Origin of the sequence: Streptomyces mutabilis, from assembly GCF_014649815.1 — a bacterium.
GTDB classification, from domain to species: Bacteria; Actinomycetota; Actinomycetes; order Streptomycetales; family Streptomycetaceae; genus Streptomyces; species Streptomyces mutabilis.
In genome coordinates this window covers 112,200-130,310 of record NZ_BMTT01000018.1, presented here as the reverse complement: position 1 = coordinate 130,310, position 18,111 = coordinate 112,200, and the positions used below count along the sequence as shown (strand labels likewise).

Below are 18,111 nucleotides of genomic sequence, written 5' to 3'. Positions count from 1 at the left end.
GCCCCATGTCCACATCAACGACCCGGGCGCGGAGCAGTCACATGATCCGCCGGACAAGTCCTACGCGCGCGGTGTGCTCCGCTCCGGAGCGATCGGACAGACCCGGCCCGACGACATCGAACGCCACGTCGACCTGCGCATGCGGCGCCAGGAGCTGCTGACCCGTAAGGACGCGCCCAAGCTGTGGGTCGTGATGGACGAGACCGCGCTGCGCCGCCCCGTGGGAGGGCCGGAGGTGATGCGGGCCCAGATCGACAGGCTGCTCGAGGCCACCGAACTGCCCAATGTGACGCTGCAGGTCGCCCCGTTCTCCAACGGGCCGCACCCGGGCACGTACGGGCCCTTCGTACTGTTCCGATTCGCCATGCCGGAACTGCCGGACATGGTCTACAGCGAGTACCTGACCGGCGCCGTCTACCTCGACGCGCGCACCGAGGTGGCGACCCACCTCGAGGTCATGGACCGCATGGCGGCGCAGGCCGCCACGGCACATCGCACGAAGGAGATCCTCCGGGATCTCCGCAAGGAGCTGTGAATGAGTCACATCAAACCCCGGCGCTCGCCACGCAATCGCAGTGAGCGGATCTACAACGGCATGCCCGCTCGTGAGCTGGGCAGCGAGGGCTGGCACAAGCCGTGGAGCGGTGGCAACGGAGGGAACTGCCTGGAGGCCATGAAACTCGCCGACGGCCGGATCGCGGTACGGCAGTCCACCGACCCCGACGGCCCCGCGCTGATCTACACCTCCGCCGAGATAACGGCCTTCATCGAGGGAGCGAAGGCGGGAGAGGCGGACTTCCTGCTGTCCTGAATCATGCTTTGTTGATGCTTGTTCTTATAAGACTGTTTGGACGGATGTTCGGGACCGGGCTTATGGCCCCTCATCAGTAGGACACGGGGAGAACTCAACACCTTGAAGCGCGTCGTGGCGGGGCAACCGCTGACCGAAGTTCTCCGGGAGGACGTACGCGCTCAGGGCGTCGACGGTGGTGGCTCCTGCGGCCACGATACGGCCCACCCGCTCCGCACGGCGCGCCGAACGGGACGGTGCGTCGGACGGGGCCCGCTCCCTCAGGCGAGCGCGAGCACGTACGCCAGTGCCGCCGCGGCCGAGGCGACCGTACGGACGTGGTTCCACGCCGTCCACTCCCGGACGTACGCGGGCCACCGGCCGGCCGCCTCCGCGGTGCCCGGCTCCAGCCGGAGCAGCGCGGTGTTGCGCGGCACGTTGGCGGCCGCGGTCACCCCGAACGACCCGAAGAGATGGAGCGCGCTGCCCAGCAGCAGCTCCACAGCGGCCCCGTCCGGCCACAGCACGATCGTCATCACGGTGATCACCGCGGTCAGCACCGTCGTCCCGAGGAACAGGAGCATGAAGGCCGGCCGCTGCCGTGTTGATCGCGTTCATCGCGGCGACCCCCTGCGCGGGCGGCAGCGTGGCCAGCCCTCGCATCACGAACGTCGAGAAGGCGCAGAAGGCGCCTGCCGTCAGTCCGGTGCCGAGCACGCCCAGCACCGTCAGTGCGAAGTACGGTCCGTCGATCATGTCCTGTCAGCTCCTACCCGTCGAGTCGATCCCGCACGGCACCGTCGGCCGTCGACCACCCCGAGTCAACCCCCGTGCGGGCGCGGTGACCATGGCCGGTCGGCGCGGGCGCATGCGCGAGCGTCCACGCGGGCGGACGGCGCATCATGGTCAGGTGCGCCTGGAAGCGATCACCTGGGACAGGCTCGGCGACCTGCTCGCCGAGCGCCTGCTCGACCTCGAGCCCGCCGACGGCGGCGACCGGCCGCGCGTCGCCTTCGACGGCGCCCCGGCCGCCCGCCCCGGCGAACTCGCCCAGCGGGTCTCCGAAGCGCTGAGCGTCCGCGGCCGTCACTCCCTCGTGGTCGGCACGGCGGGCTTCCTGCGCCCCGCCTCCCTCCGACTGGAGTACGGACATCAGGACGTGGAGTCCTACTACAACGGCTGGTACGACACCGGCGCCCTGTGGCGGGAGGTCTTCGACCCGCTCGGGCCCGGTGGCGACGGACGAGTGCTGCCGGACCTGCGGGACCCGGTCACCGACCGCGCCACCCGCAGCCCTTACGTCCGTCTCCCGCCCGGCGGTGCGCTGCTGCTGCACGGTCCCTTTCTGCTGCGCCACTGGTTCCCCCTCGATCTCAGCGTGCACCTCGTCCTCACCCCCGCAGCCCTTCGCCGCCGCACCCCCGACTCCGAGCACTGGACCCTCCCCGCCTTCGAGCGCTACGAGGAGGAGACCGACCCCTCGGCCACCGCCGACGTCCTGGTGCGCACGGACGATCCACGGCACCCCGCGTGGAACGGCTGAGCCGTCGGACCGGGCTCATAGCCAGCCGTTGCGCCGGAACCCCCGGTACAGCGTCAGGCAGGCGACGGCTATGACACCGATGACCAGGCCGTAGCCGTACCGCCAGCGAAGCTCCGGCATGTGGTCGAAGTTCATGCCGTACACCCCGCAGACCATCGTGGGCACGGCGATGATCGCGGCCCAGGCGGTGATCTTCCGCATGTCCTCGTTCTGCGCGACCGTCACCCGGGCGAGGTGTGCCTGGAGGATCGAGTTGAGCAGTTCGTCGAAGGCCGCGATCTGCTCCGTGGCCCGCAGCAGATGATCGGCGACGTCCCGGAAGTACGCCTGTATCTCCGGCTTCACCACCCGGACCGGCCGCGTGGCCAGTTCTTCCAGTGGCCGACCGAGCGGCACCACGGCCCGCCGCAGCTCCAGGAGTTCTCGCTTGAGCTGGTAGATCCGCCCCGGATCGACGCGTGCGCCGTGCTCCGCGAACACCTCCGTCTCGACATGGTCGATGTCCGCCTGGAACGCCTCGATGACGCTCAGGAATTCGTCCACCACGTGGTCCGCGATCGCGTGCAGCACCGCCGACGGCCCCTTGGCGAGCTGCACGGGGTCGGACTCCAGCCCCTCCCGCAGGGGGCCCAGCGAGCCGTGCCGCCCGTGCCGGACGGTGATCACGAAGTCCTGGCCGACGAACACCATGATCTCTCCGGTGCTCACCACCTCGCTCGTGGTCGTGAGCTGCTCGTGCTCCACGTAGCAGACGGTCTTGAACACGGCGAAGAGCGTCTCGCCGTACCGCTCCACCTTCGGGCGCTGGTGGGCCTCGATCGCGTCCTCGACCGCCAGCGGGTGCAGGTCGAAGAGCTCAGCCACGCCCGCGAACTCCTGGTCCGTCGGTTCGTGCAGACCCAGCCAGACGAAACCGTCTCCCCGCCTGCGCATGTGCTCCACGACCCGGACCGGATCACCGCCCTCGGGGGTGCGGACACCGTCCCGGTAGGTCACGCAGTTCACCACCGAGGAACCGAGCGGTGAGCGGGCCGGGTGGCTCAGGTCCACCCGCGGGCGCCGTCGGGCCAGCCGTGCCACCTTGCGCAGGCCACCGGTCCTTCCCAGGCCCGTGACCTTCCGCAGATTTCCTGCCATCGTCATCCGCGTCTCCCCGCGTGGGTCCCCTCGCGCCGTGCTTCCCGCGCCTTGGCGCGCCAGTCTGCCAGGCCTGCGCGGAAGGCGTTCGGACCTGTGGAAATGGATGGTTCCGCTTTGTTCCCGGCTGTGGACAGGCGACTCGGAGCCGCGTCCAGGTCTGCGTTCGGTCCGCGTCCGGCCCCGTGCCCGAAGCGGGCCGGCTCGGTCAGGCCCCGCTCCGGCGGGCGCCGTACCGGAGCGTCGACCGCTTCGGACAAGCGGGACAACTGGGATGATCGACGCATGACGCGAACCGACGGACACCTCCTCGACAACCGGCAGACCGAGGCGGCCGAGCGTTTCGACGCCTTCGCCGCTCTCTTCGACCCCACGACCTTCCGACACCTCCAAGCGCTCGGCGTCGGACCCGGCTGGCGCTGCTGGGAGGTCGGAGCCGGAGGAACCTCAGTGGTGTCGTGGCTGGCCAAGAGGGTGGGACCGACCGGCAGGGTCCTGGCGACCGACATCGACACCTCGCGGGTGGCGCCGGCCGGCCGCCCTCCGGTCGAGGTGCGCGTGCACGACGTGGGCGCGGAAGAACCGCCGGGCGAGGGCTTCGACCTGGTGCACGCCCGACTCGTACTCGTCCATGTTCCGGACCACGAACGGGCGATGCGGTCCATGATCAAGGCCCTGCGTCCGGGGGGCCGCCTCCTCGTCGAGGACGCCGATCCCGCCCTGCAGCCCTTGCTGTGCCCCGACGAGCACGGTCCCGAGCAGCAGCTGGCGAACCGGCTGCGGCACGGCTTCCGCCAGTTGCTGGCCCGCCGCGGCGCCGACCTCTCCTGCGGCCGCAGGCTCCCGCGGCTGCTCCGGGAGACGGGACTGCGCCGCGTGGAGGCCGACGCCTACTTCCCGGTCACCTCACCCGCGTGCGCCGCTCTGGAGTCCGCGACGGTCCGTCAGGTCCGCGACCAACTGGTCGCCGCCGGCGTGGCCACCCACGACGACATCGACCGGCACCTCACGCACGTGGCGTCCGGCAGCATGGACCTGGCGACGGCGCCGATGATCTCCGCATGGGGCCGCAAGGCGTAGGGAGCGGAATCCGGGCCGGCCCCACGGGTGCCGTCGGGCGCGCGGGACGGACGCCGCGAGTCGGGACCAGCACCCGGCAGCCCACCTGAGCGGGCCGCGAACAAGCTCCTCCGAGCGATTCGAGCGATCCGAGCGTCCAAGCGGTGCGAGTGGGTCCGAGCAGGTCACCCGAACCCCTCGTACGCGACCTGCCCAGCCGCCGTCGGCTTCCCGCTCGCTCCCCCGGCGCACACCGCCGCTCCTCAGCCGACCGCCCGCGGAGGTCTCGCGCCCACTCGCTCGACCGACCTCGCCCCCGCCCGGCACCCCGCGGCGGCAGCCTCCTCGGGAGCCGCGCCCGCGATGAGTGCGGCGAGGAACGCTCCGGTGAAGGCGTCACCGGCGCCGGTGCTGTCCTGCGGCGACGCCGGGACGGCGGGGACCCGCGCGCACACGGTGCCGGACCGGGCCACCAGGGCCCCCTCCGCACCCTGCTTGGCGATCACCAAGGAAACATGCCGGCTCAATTTCGCCGCGGCGTCCGCCGGATCGGGCAACCCGGTCAGCAGACCTGCCTCGTCGCGGCTGGGGAGCAGGACGTCCACTCCCTCCACCAGGTCCAGGAAGCGGTCGACACCCAGCTCGGTGAGGAACCCCGCCGACGCCGGGTCCAGACTCACCGGTACCCCGCGCGCGCGTGCCGCGGCCAGGGCGACCGGCACCAGGGCCCGGCTCGGTTCCGAGAACAGCAGGTAGCCCGACAGGTGCAGCCGGGCGGCGCCGTCGAGCAGCGCGTCCGACCAGTCACCGGGCGCCAGCCGCAGTGACGCCCCGCTGTCTGCCAGGAACGTCCGCTCGGCCGAGGCGCCCGCGTCGACCAGACAGATCACCGTCCCCGTCGGTGCGCAGGCGTCGACGACCAGGTGGGGACGCACGCCGAGGGCGGTCAGCTCCCGCCGGTGCCAATCCGCCGCGTCCGAGCCGACCCGTCCCAGCAGCCGTACGTCCCGGCACCCGCCGTACGCCGCCCAGCAGGCCACGTTGGCGCCGGCCCCGCCGGGCAGCCGGTGGATCGAGGCGGCCGTGTCCGTGCCGGCGGCCAGCGGCCCCCGGTGCCGGGCGACGATGTCCGTCACGACGTCCCCGACGACCAGCAGCGCGCCCCCCGGCCCCGCGGTCATGCCCCGGTCCAGGCCGCCGCGATGCGTGCCGCCAGTCGTACGTTGCCGCGTACCGCCGCCAGATTGGCGTCCAGTGAGGCGCCGTCGGTGTGCCGCACCAGGTGGGCGAGGAGGAAGGGCGTGACCGCCTGGCCGGTGACCCCCTCGGCCTCGCACGCGCGCAGTGCGTCGGCGAGCACGCGCGCGTGGAGCGCGGGGTCGAGCTGCTCCTCCTCGGGGACGGGGTTGGCGACCACGAGAGCGGACCGGGGCCCACGGAGCGTGTCCTGGGCACGCATGACGGTCGCCACCTGCCCGGGCGTGTCCAGCGTCCAGTCCACCGGATGCCCCGAGTCGGACAGGTAGAAGCCGGGGAAGCGGTCCGTGCCGTAGCCGGCCACCGCGACGCCCAGCGTCTCCAGCCGCTGCAAGGTCGCCGGTACGTCCAGGATGGACTTCACCCCCGCGCAGACCACCGTGATCCGGGTACGGGCCAGCAGACCCAGGTCGGCCGACTCGTCCTGCGTCGCCGTCCACTCCCGGTGCACGCCACCGAGGCCGCCGGTCGCGAAGACCCGCACCCCCGCCAGTTCCGCCAGCAGGGCGGTCGCCGACACGGTCGTCGCCCCGCTCGCCCCGGTGGCCACCGCGAGCGGCAGGTCCCGGTGCCCCAGCTTGCGGATGCCGTCCTCGTTCGCGACCCGCTCCAGCTGCTGTTTGTCCAGGCCGACATGCGGCCGTCCGTCCAGCACGGCGATCGTCGCCGGTATGGCACCCTCCCGCCGAACCGCCTCCTCCAGCTCCCGCGCCACCTGCAGATTGCGCGGACGTGGCAATCCGTGCGCGATGATCGTGGACTCCAGGGCCACCACGGGACGGCGCGAGCCGATCGCCGCCCGTACCTCTTCCGACACCACCAGCGTCACGCGCCTGCCTCCTGTCGTCGGTCCTTCCTCATCTCTGGCGGGCGGGGGAGCGGGCCAAACCCGCACGGACCCGAAGCGGACTCTTGCGGTTCCCGGAGGAGGGCGCGGGCCTGGGGGCGTGACGGACTCCACGGAGCCGGTGAGAGTCACCCAGCACGCCGCGGGAACCATGAGTTCCCCTCCGTGCACCTCAACGAGGAGACGGCAACATCATCAAGGCACCGCCCTACGAGTAGCCCCGCCCGCCGCCCGCCGCCCCCCCGTCCGCCGAGGCCGGGCAGGCGAAGCCTCAGAAGAGCGGTGCGGGCAGGACGCCCTCCACCGCGAGCAATTGCCGCTTGGTCTCCACCCCGCCCCCGAATCCGCCGATGCCGCCGTCACTGCCGACGACCCGGTGGCACGGCACCACGACGGGCAGCGGATTGGCCCCCATCGCCGTGCCCACCGCCTGAGCGGCGTCCGGCCGGCCGACCCGGCCGGCGAGGTCGCCGTAACCGACGACCGAGCCGTAGGGGACGCCGGACGCCAGCTCGCGCAGCACCTCCCGGTTGAAGCCCGAGGTCAGCGACCAGTCCAGCGGCAGGTCGAAGTCACGCCGCCGACCCGCGAAGTACGCCTCCACCTGCCGTATCGCCTCGGTCAGCAGCGGGGAACCGGGCGCCTCGACGGGCTCCGTGCCCAGTCGGGCCGCCAGTTTGTCGAGCGCCCGGCCGCGCGTGGCGCCGCTCGCGTGGAACACGACATTGACCAGTCCGTCGGGGGTGGCGGCCAGCAGCAGTGGACCGATGCCGGTGTCGACGACGGTCCACACGACTCGCTGCTCATAGCGCCCATGGCTGTCCATGCGCCCACCGTACGGCCGGGCACTGACAACGGGTCACCAGCCGGTGGAGGCCCCGTTCCGGTCCTCTTCCTCGCCCACGGCCTCGCGCACGACGTCGGGCTTGTTTGTGATGATGCCGTCGACGTCGTACCCGGCGATCCGCCGGGCGGTGGCCGCGTCGTCGACCGTCCAGGCGAAGACCTCCATCGGACGGCCGTGCGGCCCCGTGAACGCGTGGACCGAAGAGACGTAGCTCACGGAGAGCGAGCCGTGCGAGGGGTTGATCTGGTCGGTGAACCCGGCGTACTCAGGCAGGTCCGACACGGGCGGCGTGCCGAGGAAACCGGTCTTCACGGCCGGCTTGATCTCGTGCACGGTCCGGATGCTGTCCGCGCTGAAGCTCTGCACGACCAGCCGGCCGGCCACGTGCCGCCGGTCGAGCCAGCCCTCGTTGGCGAGGACCTTGAGGGTCTGCTGCTCGATGCCCGGGTACAGCTGGGGGTTCTTCAGCTCCAGCAGCAGCTTCTGGTGGTTGTGCTCCACCCGCTCCACATACTGCTTCAGCGTCGGCACGCGCGCACCCGCGTACTCGGACCCGAACCAGCTCCCCGCGTCCAGCCTGGCGATCTCCGCGGCGGTGAAGTCCTTCACCTTCCACGGCGAGCGGTCGGGGAACACCTCCTCCACGTCGGTCGTGCGCCGCAGACTGTCGTCGTGGAGGACCACGAGCTCGCCGTCCCTGGTGCGCTGGACGTCGTTCTCGACCCAGCGGATCCCCAGCTCGGCGGCCTTGTCGACGGCGGCCAGCGTGTTCTCCGGCGCGTACGCGGATGCGCCCCGGTGGGCGACGACCGTGGGCCCCTCGTCCTCGCCGCTCTGCGCGGTCCGGGCGTGGGAGAGGGGGGTCAGCAGGGCCACCCCCAGGAACGCGGTGGTCGTCACGGCAATTGCGCGTGCGTGCATGCGCACTCCTCGCGTCGAGTGATCACGGACAGCACCACTGTGACACCGGAGAGTCAACGGGAGAGGGGAGTGGAGTGGCCACGGGCTGAATGGAGTTGCTCAACTCCGCTCACCGGGACGGCACAAGTGGGGCAAGGCCGTGATTCTTTGCCGGAGAATCGTTCGACCATTCCGGTGGGCGTCATACTCTCTGCCTCGACCCTGGCCGTTCACGCGGGCCCGGGAGGGGGTGCAGATCAGGGAATTCCGGGCGTATCCGGGCAGTGGGAACGCGGAAGGGCGGCCGCATATGCAAGGCACGGTCGACGGATTCAGTTACGGATGGGTCACACCGCTGGTGGCCTATCTCATGGCCTGCCTCGGCGGTGCCCTCGGACTGCGCTGCACCACCAGATCCCTGCGTGTCACCCGTTCGTGGCGTCCCGGTTGGCTCGCTCTCGGCGCGGCGGCGATCGGCTCGGGAATCTGGACCATGCACTTCATCGCGATGATGGGGTTCGCGATCGAACACACGCCGGTCCGCTACGACTGGCTCATGACCTTCGCCAGCCTGGCCGTCGCCATCGTCATGGTGGGCGTGGGAATCTTCATCGTCGGCTACCGGGGAGCGCGGGGAACGGCCCTGTTCACCGGCGGCACCGTCACCGGCCTGGGCATCGCCTCGATGCACTACCTGGGCATGGCGGGCATGCGCCTGGACGGCCGGCTCACCTACAACACCCTCACCGTGGCCGTGTCCGTCGTCATAGCCATGGCCGCCGCCACCGCCGCCCTGTGGGCGGCCGGCCAGGTCCGGGGCTTCCTGTGGAGCGTCGGAGCCAGCCTCGTCATGGGCCTGGCCGTCACCGGCATGCACTACACGGGCATGGCCGCCCTCGAAGTCCATGTCCACGGCACGACCGACCCGGCCTCCGGCGGGTCCCCGGCCGAACTGCTCGCCCCCATGCTGATCGGCCCCCTCGCCTTCCTGCTCCTCGCCGCCGTGGTGGTGATGTTCGATCCGCTGATGGTCATGGGCAAGCCCACCGGAACCCCGGTCGAGCGCAAGCCCGGCATCCCCGCCCGCACCGTGACCCCGCGCACGGTCCACCACTCGGCACACCACCCCGCGAGCCGCACGCGCCGCGCCCTCGTGCACCGGCGGTCCCGCACCCCGCTGAACCGCTGATCCGGACCGGTTGTCAGTGCGGGGTCGTACGGTGGAACCCATGCGGCCCGTTTCCCAGATCGAACGCACGGTGGCGCCCTTCGAGGTCGTCAGCCCCTACCAGCCCAGCGGCGACCAGCCGGCGGCCATCGCCGAGCTGGCCCGGCGCGTCGAAGCAGGCGAGAAGGACGTCGTCCTGCTCGGCGCGACCGGCACCGGCAAGTCCGCGACCACCGCGTGGATGATCGAGAAGCTCCAGCGCCCCACCCTCGTGATGGCGCCCAACAAGACCCTGGCCGCCCAGCTGGCGAACGAATTCCGCGAGCTCCTGCCGAACAACGCCGTCGAGTACTTCGTCTCGTACTACGACTACTACCAGCCCGAGGCGTACGTCCCGCAGTCGGACACTTACATCGAGAAGGACTCCTCGATCAACGAGGAGGTCGAGCGACTGCGCCACTCCGCGACGAACTCGCTGCTCACCCGCCGCGACGTCGTCGTGGTCGCCTCCGTCTCCTGCATCTACGGCCTCGGCACCCCGCAGGAGTACGTGGACCGCATGGTCCCTCTCCGGGTCGGCGAGGAGCACGACCGGGACGAGCTGCTGCGCCGCTTCGTGGACATCCAGTACACGCGCAACGACATGGCCTTCACGCGCGGCACCTTCCGGGTGCGCGGCGACACCATCGAGATTTTCCCGGTCTACGAGGAGCTCGCCGTCCGCATCGAGATGTTCGGCGACGAGATCGAGGCCCTTTCCACCCTCCACCCGGTCACCGGCGAGATCATCAGCGACGACCAGCAGCTGTACGTCTTCCCGGCCTCCCACTACGTCGCGGGCCCCGAGCGCCTTGAGCGGGCCGTCAACGACATCGAGAAGGAGCTGACCGAGCGCCTGGCCGAGCTGGAGAAGCAGGGCAAGCTCCTCGAGGCGCAGCGGCTGCGGATGCGCACCACGTACGACATCGAGATGCTCCGCCAGATCGGCTCCTGCTCCGGTGTGGAGAACTACTCGATGCACTTCGACGGCCGCTCGCCCGGCTCCCCGCCGAACACCCTGCTGGACTACTTCCCGGACGACTTCCTGCTCGTCATAGACGAGTCGCACGTCACCGTGCCGCAGATCGGCGCCATGTACGAGGGTGACGCCTCCCGCAAGCGGACCCTGGTCGACCACGGCTTCCGGCTGCCCTCCGCCCTCGACAACCGCCCGCTGAAGTGGGAGGAGTTCCAGGAACGCATCGGGCAGACCGTGTACCTGTCGGCCACCCCGGGCGCCTACGAGCTCTCCCGCTCGGACGGTGCCGTGGAGCAGATCATCCGCCCCACGGGTCTCGTCGACCCGGAGGTCGTCGTCAAGCCCACCGAGGGGCAGATCGACGACCTGGTGCACGAGATCCGCACGCGCACCGAGAAGGACGAGCGCGTCCTGGTCACGACGCTCACCAAGAAGATGGCCGAGGACCTCACCGACTACTTCCTGGAGCTCGGCATCCAGGTCCGCTACCTGCACAGCGACGTCGACACCCTGCGACGCGTCGAACTGCTGCGTGAGCTGCGGGCCGGCGAGTACGACGTCCTGGTCGGCATCAACCTGCTCAGGGAGGGCCTCGACCTGCCCGAGGTCTCCCTGGTGGCGATCCTCGACGCGGACAAGGAGGGCTTCCTGCGCTCCGGCACCTCGCTGATCCAGACCATCGGCCGCGCGGCGCGCAACGTCTCCGGCCAAGTCCACATGTACGCCGACAAGATCACGCCGGCGATGGCGAAGGCGATCGACGAGACCAATCGCCGCCGCGAGAAGCAGATCGCGTTCAACCAGGCGAACGGCATCGACCCGCAGCCTCTCCGCAAGAAGATCAACGACATCGTCGCGCAGATCGCCCGCGAGGACATCGACACCGAGCAACTGCTCGGCTCGGGCTACCGCCAGTCCAAGGACGGCAAGACCGCCAAGGCTCCCGTGCCCTCCCTCGGCGGTCAGGCGGCAGTCGACGGCAAGGCGGCCAAGGGCAAGCGGAAGGCCAAGGAGACGGCGGTGACCGACCGCCCGGCGGCGGAGCTGGCCGCACAGATCGAGGACCTGACCACCCGTATGCGGGCCGCCGCCGCGGACCTCCAGTTCGAGATCGCGGCCCGTCTGCGCGACGAGGTCTCCGAGATGAAGAAAGAACTGCGCCAGATGAAGGAGGCGGGCCTGGCCTGACGGCTCGCCCGGGCACGCGCTGTGTTGCAAGACCGACACAAAGTGCGGTCCCGGGTGGGGCGCTGTCAGTGCCCCTGCGTAGGGTTCTGGTCAACCGCGGGCACACCGCGGCAACAGGGGACTGCTCGAGAGGGGATCAGCGCGTGACCGTCAATATGACCAAGGGTCAGGCCATCAGTCTGCAGAAGAACGACGGAGGCAGCCTGACGTCGGTGCGCATGGGTCTCGGCTGGCAGGCGGCTCCCCGGCGCGGCCTGTTCGGATCCCGCACCCGGGAGATCGACCTGGACGCCTCCGCCGTCCTGTTCGCGGACAAGCAGCCGGTCGACGTCGTCTTCTTCCGCCACCTGGTGAGCGACGACGGCTCGGTGCGTCACACCGGGGACAACCTCGTCGGCGGCGTCGGCCAGGGCGACGACGAGGCGATTCTCGTCGACCTGCAGCGCGTTCCGGTCCACATCGACCAGATCGTCTTCACCGTGAACTCCTTCACGGGCCAGACCTTCCAGGAAGTGCAGAACGCGTTCTGCCGGCTGGTCGACGAGACCAACGGCGAGGAGCTCGCCCGCTACACGCTCGCCGGGGGTGGCGCGTTCACCGCCCAGATCATGGCGAAGGTGCACCGAGTGGGACAGGGCTGGTCGATGACCGCCATCGGCTCCCCGGCCAACGGCCGCACCTTCCAGGACCTGATGCCGACGATCCTGCCCGTCCTGTAGCGGGCGACCGAGCGAAACCGCCCGCCTGCCGGCTGCGGGACCGGGGCGGGCCGACGCCGCACGGCAAGCACGGGCGACGTGCGAGTGACACAGACGCAGGAGTGACACAAGGGGGAAGGCGATGACGGCCGAGCTGACGCGGGGACAGAACCACCCGCTTCCCCGGGCTCGCCTGGAGATCCGGGTCTCGGCCGGCACGCCGGTCGTGGCCGGGGCCACGCTAGGCGACGAGAACGGCAAGGTCCACGGCGTCGAACGGGTGGCCCACCCGGGCACACCCATCCTGCCGGGACTGGAGGTCTCCCGGCAGGCCGCCGCCGACCACCGCCTCGCGGTAGACCTGGACGCCGTACCGGACGCCGTGCACCGCGTCAGCGTGCTGCTCGCCCTGCCCGCCGGAGGGCAAGGGCCGGCCCGCTTCGGCTCCGTGGCCGCACCCTTCGTCGCCGTCACGGGCCTCGACGGCGACGAGGTCGCCAGCTACACCCTCACCGGCCTGGAGGCCGAGTCCGCCGTCGTCGCGCTGGAGCTCTACCGACGCCAAAGCGCATGGAAGGTGCGCGCCGTCGGCCAAGGCTACGCGGGCGGCCTCGGCGAGCTGTTCACCGACCAGGACCTGCCCGGGGCCCACCGGCTCGCAGGGGACATCCAGGACGCCGTGGCCCGAGCCCTTGCCCGTTCGGTGCCGGCGCCTCCTGCCCGGACTGCCGACGGCGACCGCTCCCGGCCCGCCGCCGCCCCGGCGCACGACTCCGGCACAGCCGCACCCCAGGGCACCGGAGGAGGCGTGCCGCCCACGGCTCCGTACGACACCCAGGGCGCGCAAGGACGACAGACACCCGCAGCCCCGGGACAGCAGGCCGGCCCACAGCCCCCGCAGCCGTACCCGGGCGCCTCGCAAGCCCCAGGGGACTCCTCCCCGACCGGCCGGCCGTCCGCGGCCACCGGCGCCGGCCCGGTCGACTACAGCCACCCCCGCCGGCAGCACGGTGCTCCGCCCCCGCCCCCGCCGACCGCGCCCCCGGCCGCGCCCGGGAAGCCCGCGCGGCCCGTCGCCGGTGACGCCACCGGCTGGTCCATGGAGGAGCGGCTCTACAACCAGGTCTGGGGCATGTTCGAGGACCTGGCCCGCTCCGCCGCCGCCTACCGCAGTGCCGTGGACTTCGCTGACTCGCGCATGGAGAAGGAGCTCGACCAGATCCTGTCCGACCCGCGCAACCGGGTCGGCGGGCAGGGCGACGCCGCCCGGGAGCAGGCCCGGGCCCGGCACGGTCAGCTCGTGGCACAGGCCAGGGAAGCCCTGGACCGGGACGTGGCCCAGCTCGCGGCCGAGGCCGAGGTCGTCGAGCCGGCCCTGCCGGCCGCCTACGCGTGCTGGGACAGCCCCGTCTGGCACGCCTACCGCGTGCCCATGGAGATCCCCCTGGCCCTCAGGCTGGGCGACCTCCATCTGTCCGGGGCGGACCCCGTACGCATCCCGATGCTGGTCCGGCTGCCGCTGGAGCGCGGCCTGTGGATCGACAGCGGACGTGCGGCCTCGCTCGACGGTTCGTTCACCGACTCGCACGAGATGCGGCGCCTCGGTCTGGAGACGGCGGTCGCGCACGCGGCCCGGCTGCTCGCCGTCTACCCGGCGGGCGAGTTCACCGTGCACGTCATCGACCCGGCCGGGTCGGGGACCCAGGCGCTGGCGCCCCTGGTCGAGACCGGCGTGCTGGCCGCCCCGCCCGCCCTGGGCACAGCCGGGACCGCGGACGTGCTCGCGCGCCTCACCCAGCGCGTCGACCTGGTGCAGATGGCCTTGCGCGGTGGTGCTCCCGATGCGCTCCCGCCCGGTCTCGACACTTCCCAGCAACTCCTGATCGTCAACGAGTTCCCGCACGGCTTCGACGACCGTGCGGTGAACCAGCTGCGCTATCTGGCCGACGAGGGGCCGGCCGTCGGCGTCCATCTGCTGCTGGTCGCCGACCGCGAGGACTCCGCCGGGTACGGGCCGCTGCTCGACCCGCTGTGGCGCTCGCTGCTCCGGCTGACACCCGTGGCCGACGATCACCTCGCCGACCCGTGGGTGGGCCATGCCTGGACGTACGAGCCCTCGCTCGTCCCGTCCGGCAGCCAGGTGCTCCGACAGATACTCACCCAGGTCGCCGCCGCACGCCGTCCGTGAAGCCGGTAAAGGTCCCTGAACTGGACCTTTGGGCTCTGTTTGCCAATCTCTTTACCTTCCCTTGGTGAATGGGGTACTGTCGTCCGTACGGAGGGGAGTACTCCCTGCCAACTACTGCGGCGTACCCGTCAATACGGATCAGGCCAGATCCCGGGGCGTCGGCCCGCGGGATCCGGACGCGTCACGCGTCCCGGACACCCGGGGTGGAAGAGACCTCCGGCAGCGACGACGCTGACATCTGCCGTGTGACGTACTGCCGGAGGCGTAGTGGAAGTTTCCGTGACCCTGTGGGTCCTGACCATCGTGGGCCTCGCAGCCCTCATTGCCGTCGATTTCTTCATCGGCCGCAAGCCGCACGACGTATCGATCAAGGAAGCCGGGATCTGGACGATCGTCTGGATCGCCCTCGCGGGACTCTTCGGAGTCGGTCTGCTCGTCTTCGGCGGCGGTCAGCCCGCCGGTGAGTTCTTCGCGGGCTTCATCACCGAGAAGTCCTTGAGCGTGGACAACCTCTTCGTCTTCGTCCTGATCATGGCGAAGTTCGCGGTGCCCTCGCAGTACCAGCAGCGCGTGCTCCTCATCGGTGTCCTCATAGCCCTGGTCCTGCGGGCCATCTTCATCGCCGCGGGCGCCGCGATCCTCGCCAGCTTCTCGTGGGTCTTCTACATCTTCGGCGCCTTCCTGATCTGGACCGCCTGGAAGCTCATCCAGGAGGCCCGGGCCGACGAGGAGGACGAGGAGTTCGAGGAGAACAAGCTCCTCAAGGCCGCCGAGCGCCGCTTCGGTGTCGCCGACCGGTACCACGGCACCAAGCTGTGGATCGAGGAGAACGGCAAGCGCGTCATGACCCCGATGCTGGTCGTGATGCTCGCGATCGGCACCACCGACGTGCTCTTCGCGCTCGACTCCATCCCGGCGATCTTCGGCCTGACCCAGGACCCGTACATCGTCTTCACGGCCAACGCGTTCGCCTTGATGGGTCTGCGCCAGCTGTACTTCCTGATCGGTGGTCTGCTGAAGAAGCTGGTGCACCTCTCCTACGGACTGTCGATCATCCTGGGCTTCATCGGCGTGAAACTGGTGCTGCACGCCCTGCACGAGTCCGGGGTGCACGTACCTGAGATCAGCATCCCGGTCTCGCTCGGCGTGATCTGCTCCGTCCTGATCGTCACCACGATCACCAGCCTCCGGGCCTCCAAGAAGATGGCCGCGGCAGAAGCGGCGGAGACCCGGAGCGACGACACTCCGAAGGACAGCATCGAGGCCTGACCGGCTGGCACCTGCTCCGGCGGGGCGCCGGAGCGACCATCACCGGGAGCCGCGGGCGGCAAGGTGCCGCCCGCCGCTCTCCGTGCGGGCCGTGGGCGGAGGGCCTACCGGGTGCCGTCGATCGCCGGAACGCGGGGAGCGTCAGTACCTGACGGTGACGCGTCGGGCGGGCCCGTCGACCCGCACGGTCCCCCCGTACGGGATGACGACCTGCGGATCGGTGTGGCCGAAGTCCACGTCGAAGACGATCGTGGCCTCGGGGGCGTAGTCCCGCATCGCACGCAGCACCGCCTCGCGCTGCTCCGCCGCGTACCGGGCGCTCTCCTCGGGGCCGTTGGGATGCTCGAAGGACCAGGTCTTCGGGCGGGCCATCAGCAGTGCGGAGAAGCGGCCGAGCAGCCCGCGCTCGCCCATGTTGCGCAGGGTGCGGAAGACCTCCGCCGCGCTCGGCAGCTCCTCGGAGGTCTCCAGGAGCAGCACGCCCCCGTCGTACTCCGCCGGGTCCCGCGCGATCTCCCGGTCGGCCATCAGCAGCCAACCGAGGATCTCCAGACAGCCGCCCCAGGTGCGTCCCTCGACCACCCGGTCGGGGTTCACCCAGGACCAGCCCGAGCCGGGCCGCATCGAGGGCTCCGAGTCGAAGGTGGCCGGGTCGGCCCAGTCTCGGTCGATGTCATTGAAGCGTTCGGCGGGCCGCAGCTCGTACGGACCGGAGGTGAACAGTGCCGCGCGCAGCGAGTCGGCCGTCTGCGGGTGCATGGCGCCGGGACGGCCCAACTCCACCATGACGCTAGCGCCGTGGTAGCCGACGATTCCCGTGTTGCGGAGGTAAGCGAGCAGGTTGGTGTTGTCGCTCAAGCCGAAGAACGGCTTCGGATCGGCCCGGATCAGCTCCCGGTCCAGCAACGGCAGCACGGTGATCTGGTCGTCGCCGCCGATCGACGCGAAGACGGCCGTGATCGTGGGGTCGGCGAAGGCCGCGTGGATGTCGGCGGCCCGCTCACCGGGCGTCGCGCCCATCTTCCGGGTCGCCGGATACTCGACCGGCTCCAGGCCGAACTCGTTGCGCAGCCGCTGCAGGCCCAGCTCGTAGGGGACCGGGAAGAGGCCCGGCAGTCCGGAGGAGGGGGGATATGACCGCGACGCGGTCGCCGGGTGCGGGCTTGGGCGGATACGCGATCATCGTCATGGACGGAGGGTAGGGCCGGCCGGACAGCCGGCGCACCGTGATAAACCGGGGACCGAGCGGCGGCCGCGCAAGGGCCACCGTGCCCCGAACGGACCGGAGGAACCGTGCCCCGCACCCTGGCCAACGCCCCGATCATGATCCTGAACGGCCCCAACCTGAACCTGCTGGGCCAGCGCCAGCCGGAGATCTACGGCTCCGACACCCTCGCCGACGTCGAGGCGCGGTGCGTGAAGGCGGCGGCGGCACACGGCGGCACGGTGGACTTCCGCCAGTCCAACCACGAGGGCGAACTGGTCGACTGGATCCATGAGGCCCGGCTCAACCACTGCGGGATCGTGATCAACCCCGCCGCCTACTCACACACGTCCGTCGCGATCCTGGATGCGCTCAACACTTGCGACGGCCTGCCGGTGGTGGAGGTCCACATCTCCAACATCCATCAGCGTGAGTCGTTCCGGCACCACTCCTACGTCTCGCAGCGCGCCGACGGGGTGATCGCGGGGTGCGGTGTGCAGGGCTACGTGTTCGGCGTGGAGCGGATCGCGGTGCTGGCCGGCACGGGGCGGGCCCAGGCCTGAGGAATTCGGCGGGCCGGCCCGCCCAAGGCGCCGGGGCCGCCGGTCGAGGGCGGGATCGGGGACCGGCGGCACGTGCCGCGCCGGGCCCGGCGTCCTGCGCGGGACGTTCTCCAGTTGACCGTGCCGTCCCCGCGGGCAGGGAGCGTGCGCAGCTTCTCGGTGCGTGCGAAACCCCTGCACGGGGTGCGTACGGCGTCCGAGCGCCGGGCACTTGCCCTCCGCGCCGGGAACCGGTCGGCCCGCGGTGTCGGCGGGCTCACCAGCCCCGCGCGCGTCACTCGCTCCGGCAGGTGCGGCCGTTCCGCGCCGAGCGCGGTGTCCTCGCCGTGCCCGGGGTAGACCCAGGTCTCGTCCGGGAGCACGTCTGAAACCCTGACCTCCCTCCTGGCAGCGGACGGGGAACGCCCTGAGGACCTGGTGGACGCCTCGCCTCGC

At 71.0% G+C, this 18,111-nt stretch carries 15 protein-coding genes and 3 pseudogenes; 10 read left to right on the top strand and 8 right to left on the bottom strand.

Going from position 1 to position 18,111, the window contains the following annotated elements:
* On the top strand, nucleotides 1-535 hold a 535-nt coding region (locus IE142_RS28635; RefSeq protein ID WP_229830934.1), incomplete at its 5' end, for a DUF5753 domain-containing protein.
* The gene (locus IE142_RS28630) at nucleotides 536-811 is read left to right on the top strand and encodes a DUF397 domain-containing protein (RefSeq protein WP_191888425.1); all 276 of its coding nucleotides are present in this window, start codon (nucleotides 536-538) and stop codon (nucleotides 809-811) included.
* 260 nt (nucleotides 812-1,071) lie between these two features.
* Here IE142_RS28630 and IE142_RS28625 read toward each other — a convergent pair.
* Nucleotides 1,072-1,546, bottom strand: a pseudogene (locus IE142_RS28625) (anthrone oxygenase family protein).
* A gap of 154 nt (nucleotides 1,547-1,700) precedes the next feature.
* Between IE142_RS28625 and IE142_RS28620 the strand changes: the two are divergent.
* On the top strand, nucleotides 1,701-2,333 hold the full coding sequence (locus IE142_RS28620; RefSeq protein WP_191888424.1) for a nucleoside/nucleotide kinase family protein: 633 nt from the start codon (nucleotides 1,701-1,703) through the stop codon (nucleotides 2,331-2,333).
* A gap of 15 nt (nucleotides 2,334-2,348) precedes the next feature.
* On the opposite strand, the gene IE142_RS28615 is transcribed toward IE142_RS28620, so the two are convergent.
* Complete coding sequence (locus tag IE142_RS28615; protein WP_191888423.1) at nucleotides 2,349-3,476, bottom strand: magnesium and cobalt transport protein CorA; 1,128 nt, start codon at nucleotides 3,474-3,476, stop codon at nucleotides 2,349-2,351.
* Nucleotides 3,477-3,755: 279 nt separating this feature from the next.
* Between IE142_RS28615 and IE142_RS28610 the strand changes: the two genes are divergently transcribed.
* On the top strand, nucleotides 3,756-4,550 hold the full coding sequence (locus IE142_RS28610; RefSeq protein ID WP_191888422.1) for a methyltransferase domain-containing protein: 795 nt from the start codon (nucleotides 3,756-3,758) through the stop codon (nucleotides 4,548-4,550).
* A 242-nt stretch (nucleotides 4,551-4,792) separates the two neighbouring features.
* Here the strand turns inward: IE142_RS28610 and IE142_RS28605 are convergent, their stop codons facing one another.
* The 4 genes from IE142_RS28605 to IE142_RS28590 form a co-directional block, all read right to left on the bottom strand.
* Entirely contained in the window at nucleotides 4,793-5,710 is a 918-nt protein-coding gene (locus tag IE142_RS28605; RefSeq protein WP_191888421.1) for a carbohydrate kinase family protein, read from the bottom strand.
* Nucleotides 5,707-6,615, bottom strand: coding sequence for a pseudouridine-5'-phosphate glycosidase (locus IE142_RS28600; RefSeq protein WP_191888420.1), 909 nt, complete (start codon nucleotides 6,613-6,615; stop codon nucleotides 5,707-5,709). Before IE142_RS28600 ends, IE142_RS28605 begins: the two co-directional genes overlap by 4 nt.
* A 289-nt stretch (nucleotides 6,616-6,904) precedes the next feature.
* Complete coding sequence (locus IE142_RS28595) at nucleotides 6,905-7,459, bottom strand: methylated-DNA--[protein]-cysteine S-methyltransferase (RefSeq protein ID WP_191888419.1); 555 nt, start codon at nucleotides 7,457-7,459, stop codon at nucleotides 6,905-6,907.
* Nucleotides 7,460-7,492: 33 nt separating this feature from the next.
* Complete coding sequence (locus IE142_RS28590; RefSeq protein WP_043374199.1) at nucleotides 7,493-8,401, bottom strand: glycerophosphodiester phosphodiesterase; 909 nt, start codon at nucleotides 8,399-8,401, stop codon at nucleotides 7,493-7,495.
* Between the two features lie 289 nt (nucleotides 8,402-8,690).
* Between IE142_RS28590 and IE142_RS28585 the strand changes: the two genes are divergently transcribed.
* The 5 genes from IE142_RS28585 to IE142_RS28565 all read left to right on the top strand — a co-directional run bounded on the left by IE142_RS28585 (nucleotide 8,691) and on the right by IE142_RS28565 (nucleotide 15,909).
* Complete coding sequence (locus tag IE142_RS28585) at nucleotides 8,691-9,569, top strand: MHYT domain-containing protein (RefSeq protein ID WP_191888418.1); 879 nt, start codon at nucleotides 8,691-8,693, stop codon at nucleotides 9,567-9,569.
* 40 nt (nucleotides 9,570-9,609) lie between these two features.
* Nucleotides 9,610-11,754: an excinuclease ABC subunit UvrB gene (uvrB, locus tag IE142_RS28580; protein ID WP_191888417.1), complete on the top strand. Its 2,145-nt coding sequence runs from the start codon at nucleotides 9,610-9,612 to the stop codon at nucleotides 11,752-11,754.
* Between the two features lie 143 nt (nucleotides 11,755-11,897).
* The gene (locus IE142_RS28575; RefSeq protein WP_043374206.1) at nucleotides 11,898-12,473 is read left to right on the top strand and encodes a TerD family protein; all 576 of its coding nucleotides are present in this window, start codon (nucleotides 11,898-11,900) and stop codon (nucleotides 12,471-12,473) included.
* Nucleotides 12,474-12,594: 121 nt separating this feature from the next.
* Complete coding sequence (locus IE142_RS28570; RefSeq protein WP_191888416.1) at nucleotides 12,595-14,640, top strand: TerD family protein; 2,046 nt, start codon at nucleotides 12,595-12,597, stop codon at nucleotides 14,638-14,640.
* A gap of 267 nt (nucleotides 14,641-14,907) precedes the next feature.
* Nucleotides 14,908-15,909: a TerC/Alx family metal homeostasis membrane protein gene (locus tag IE142_RS28565; RefSeq protein ID WP_191888415.1), complete on the top strand. Its 1,002-nt coding sequence runs from the start codon at nucleotides 14,908-14,910 to the stop codon at nucleotides 15,907-15,909.
* Nucleotides 15,910-16,050: 141 nt separating this feature from the next.
* On the opposite strand, the pseudogene IE142_RS28560 reads toward IE142_RS28565, so the two are convergent.
* Nucleotides 16,051-17,098, bottom strand: a pseudogene (locus tag IE142_RS28560) (S66 family peptidase).
* Nucleotides 17,099-17,202: 104 nt separating this feature from the next.
* Between IE142_RS28560 and aroQ the strand changes: the two are divergent.
* Entirely contained in the window at nucleotides 17,203-17,676 is a 474-nt protein-coding gene (aroQ, locus tag IE142_RS28555) for a type II 3-dehydroquinate dehydratase (RefSeq protein ID WP_191888414.1), read from the top strand.
* A 281-nt stretch (nucleotides 17,677-17,957) separates the two neighbouring features.
* On the opposite strand, the pseudogene IE142_RS28550 reads toward aroQ, so the two are convergent.
* A pseudogene (locus IE142_RS28550) lies at nucleotides 17,958-18,047 on the bottom strand (hydrolase); the annotation flags it as partial.
* Nucleotides 18,048-18,111: the final 64 nt, after the last annotated feature.

Coding starts and splice junctions, on each gene's coding strand:
- IE142_RS28595 (WP_191888419.1), bottom strand. CDS start 7,459: ATGGACAGCCATGGGCGCTATGAGCAGCGAGTCGTGTGGACCGTCGTC.
- IE142_RS28585 (WP_191888418.1), top strand. CDS start 8,691: ATGCAAGGCACGGTCGACGGATTCAGTTACGGATGGGTCACACCGCTG.
- IE142_RS28570 (WP_191888416.1), top strand. CDS start 12,595: ATGACGGCCGAGCTGACGCGGGGACAGAACCACCCGCTTCCCCGGGCT.
- uvrB (WP_191888417.1), top strand. CDS start 9,610: ATGCGGCCCGTTTCCCAGATCGAACGCACGGTGGCGCCCTTCGAGGTC.
- IE142_RS28610 (WP_191888422.1), top strand. CDS start 3,756: ATGACGCGAACCGACGGACACCTCCTCGACAACCGGCAGACCGAGGCG.
- IE142_RS28605 (WP_191888421.1), bottom strand. CDS start 5,710: ATGACCGCGGGGCCGGGGGGCGCGCTGCTGGTCGTCGGGGACGTCGTG.
- IE142_RS28590 (WP_043374199.1), bottom strand. CDS start 8,401: ATGCACGCACGCGCAATTGCCGTGACGACCACCGCGTTCCTGGGGGTG.
- IE142_RS28630 (WP_191888425.1), top strand. CDS start 536: ATGAGTCACATCAAACCCCGGCGCTCGCCACGCAATCGCAGTGAGCGG.
- IE142_RS28615 (WP_191888423.1), bottom strand. CDS start 3,476: ATGACGATGGCAGGAAATCTGCGGAAGGTCACGGGCCTGGGAAGGACC.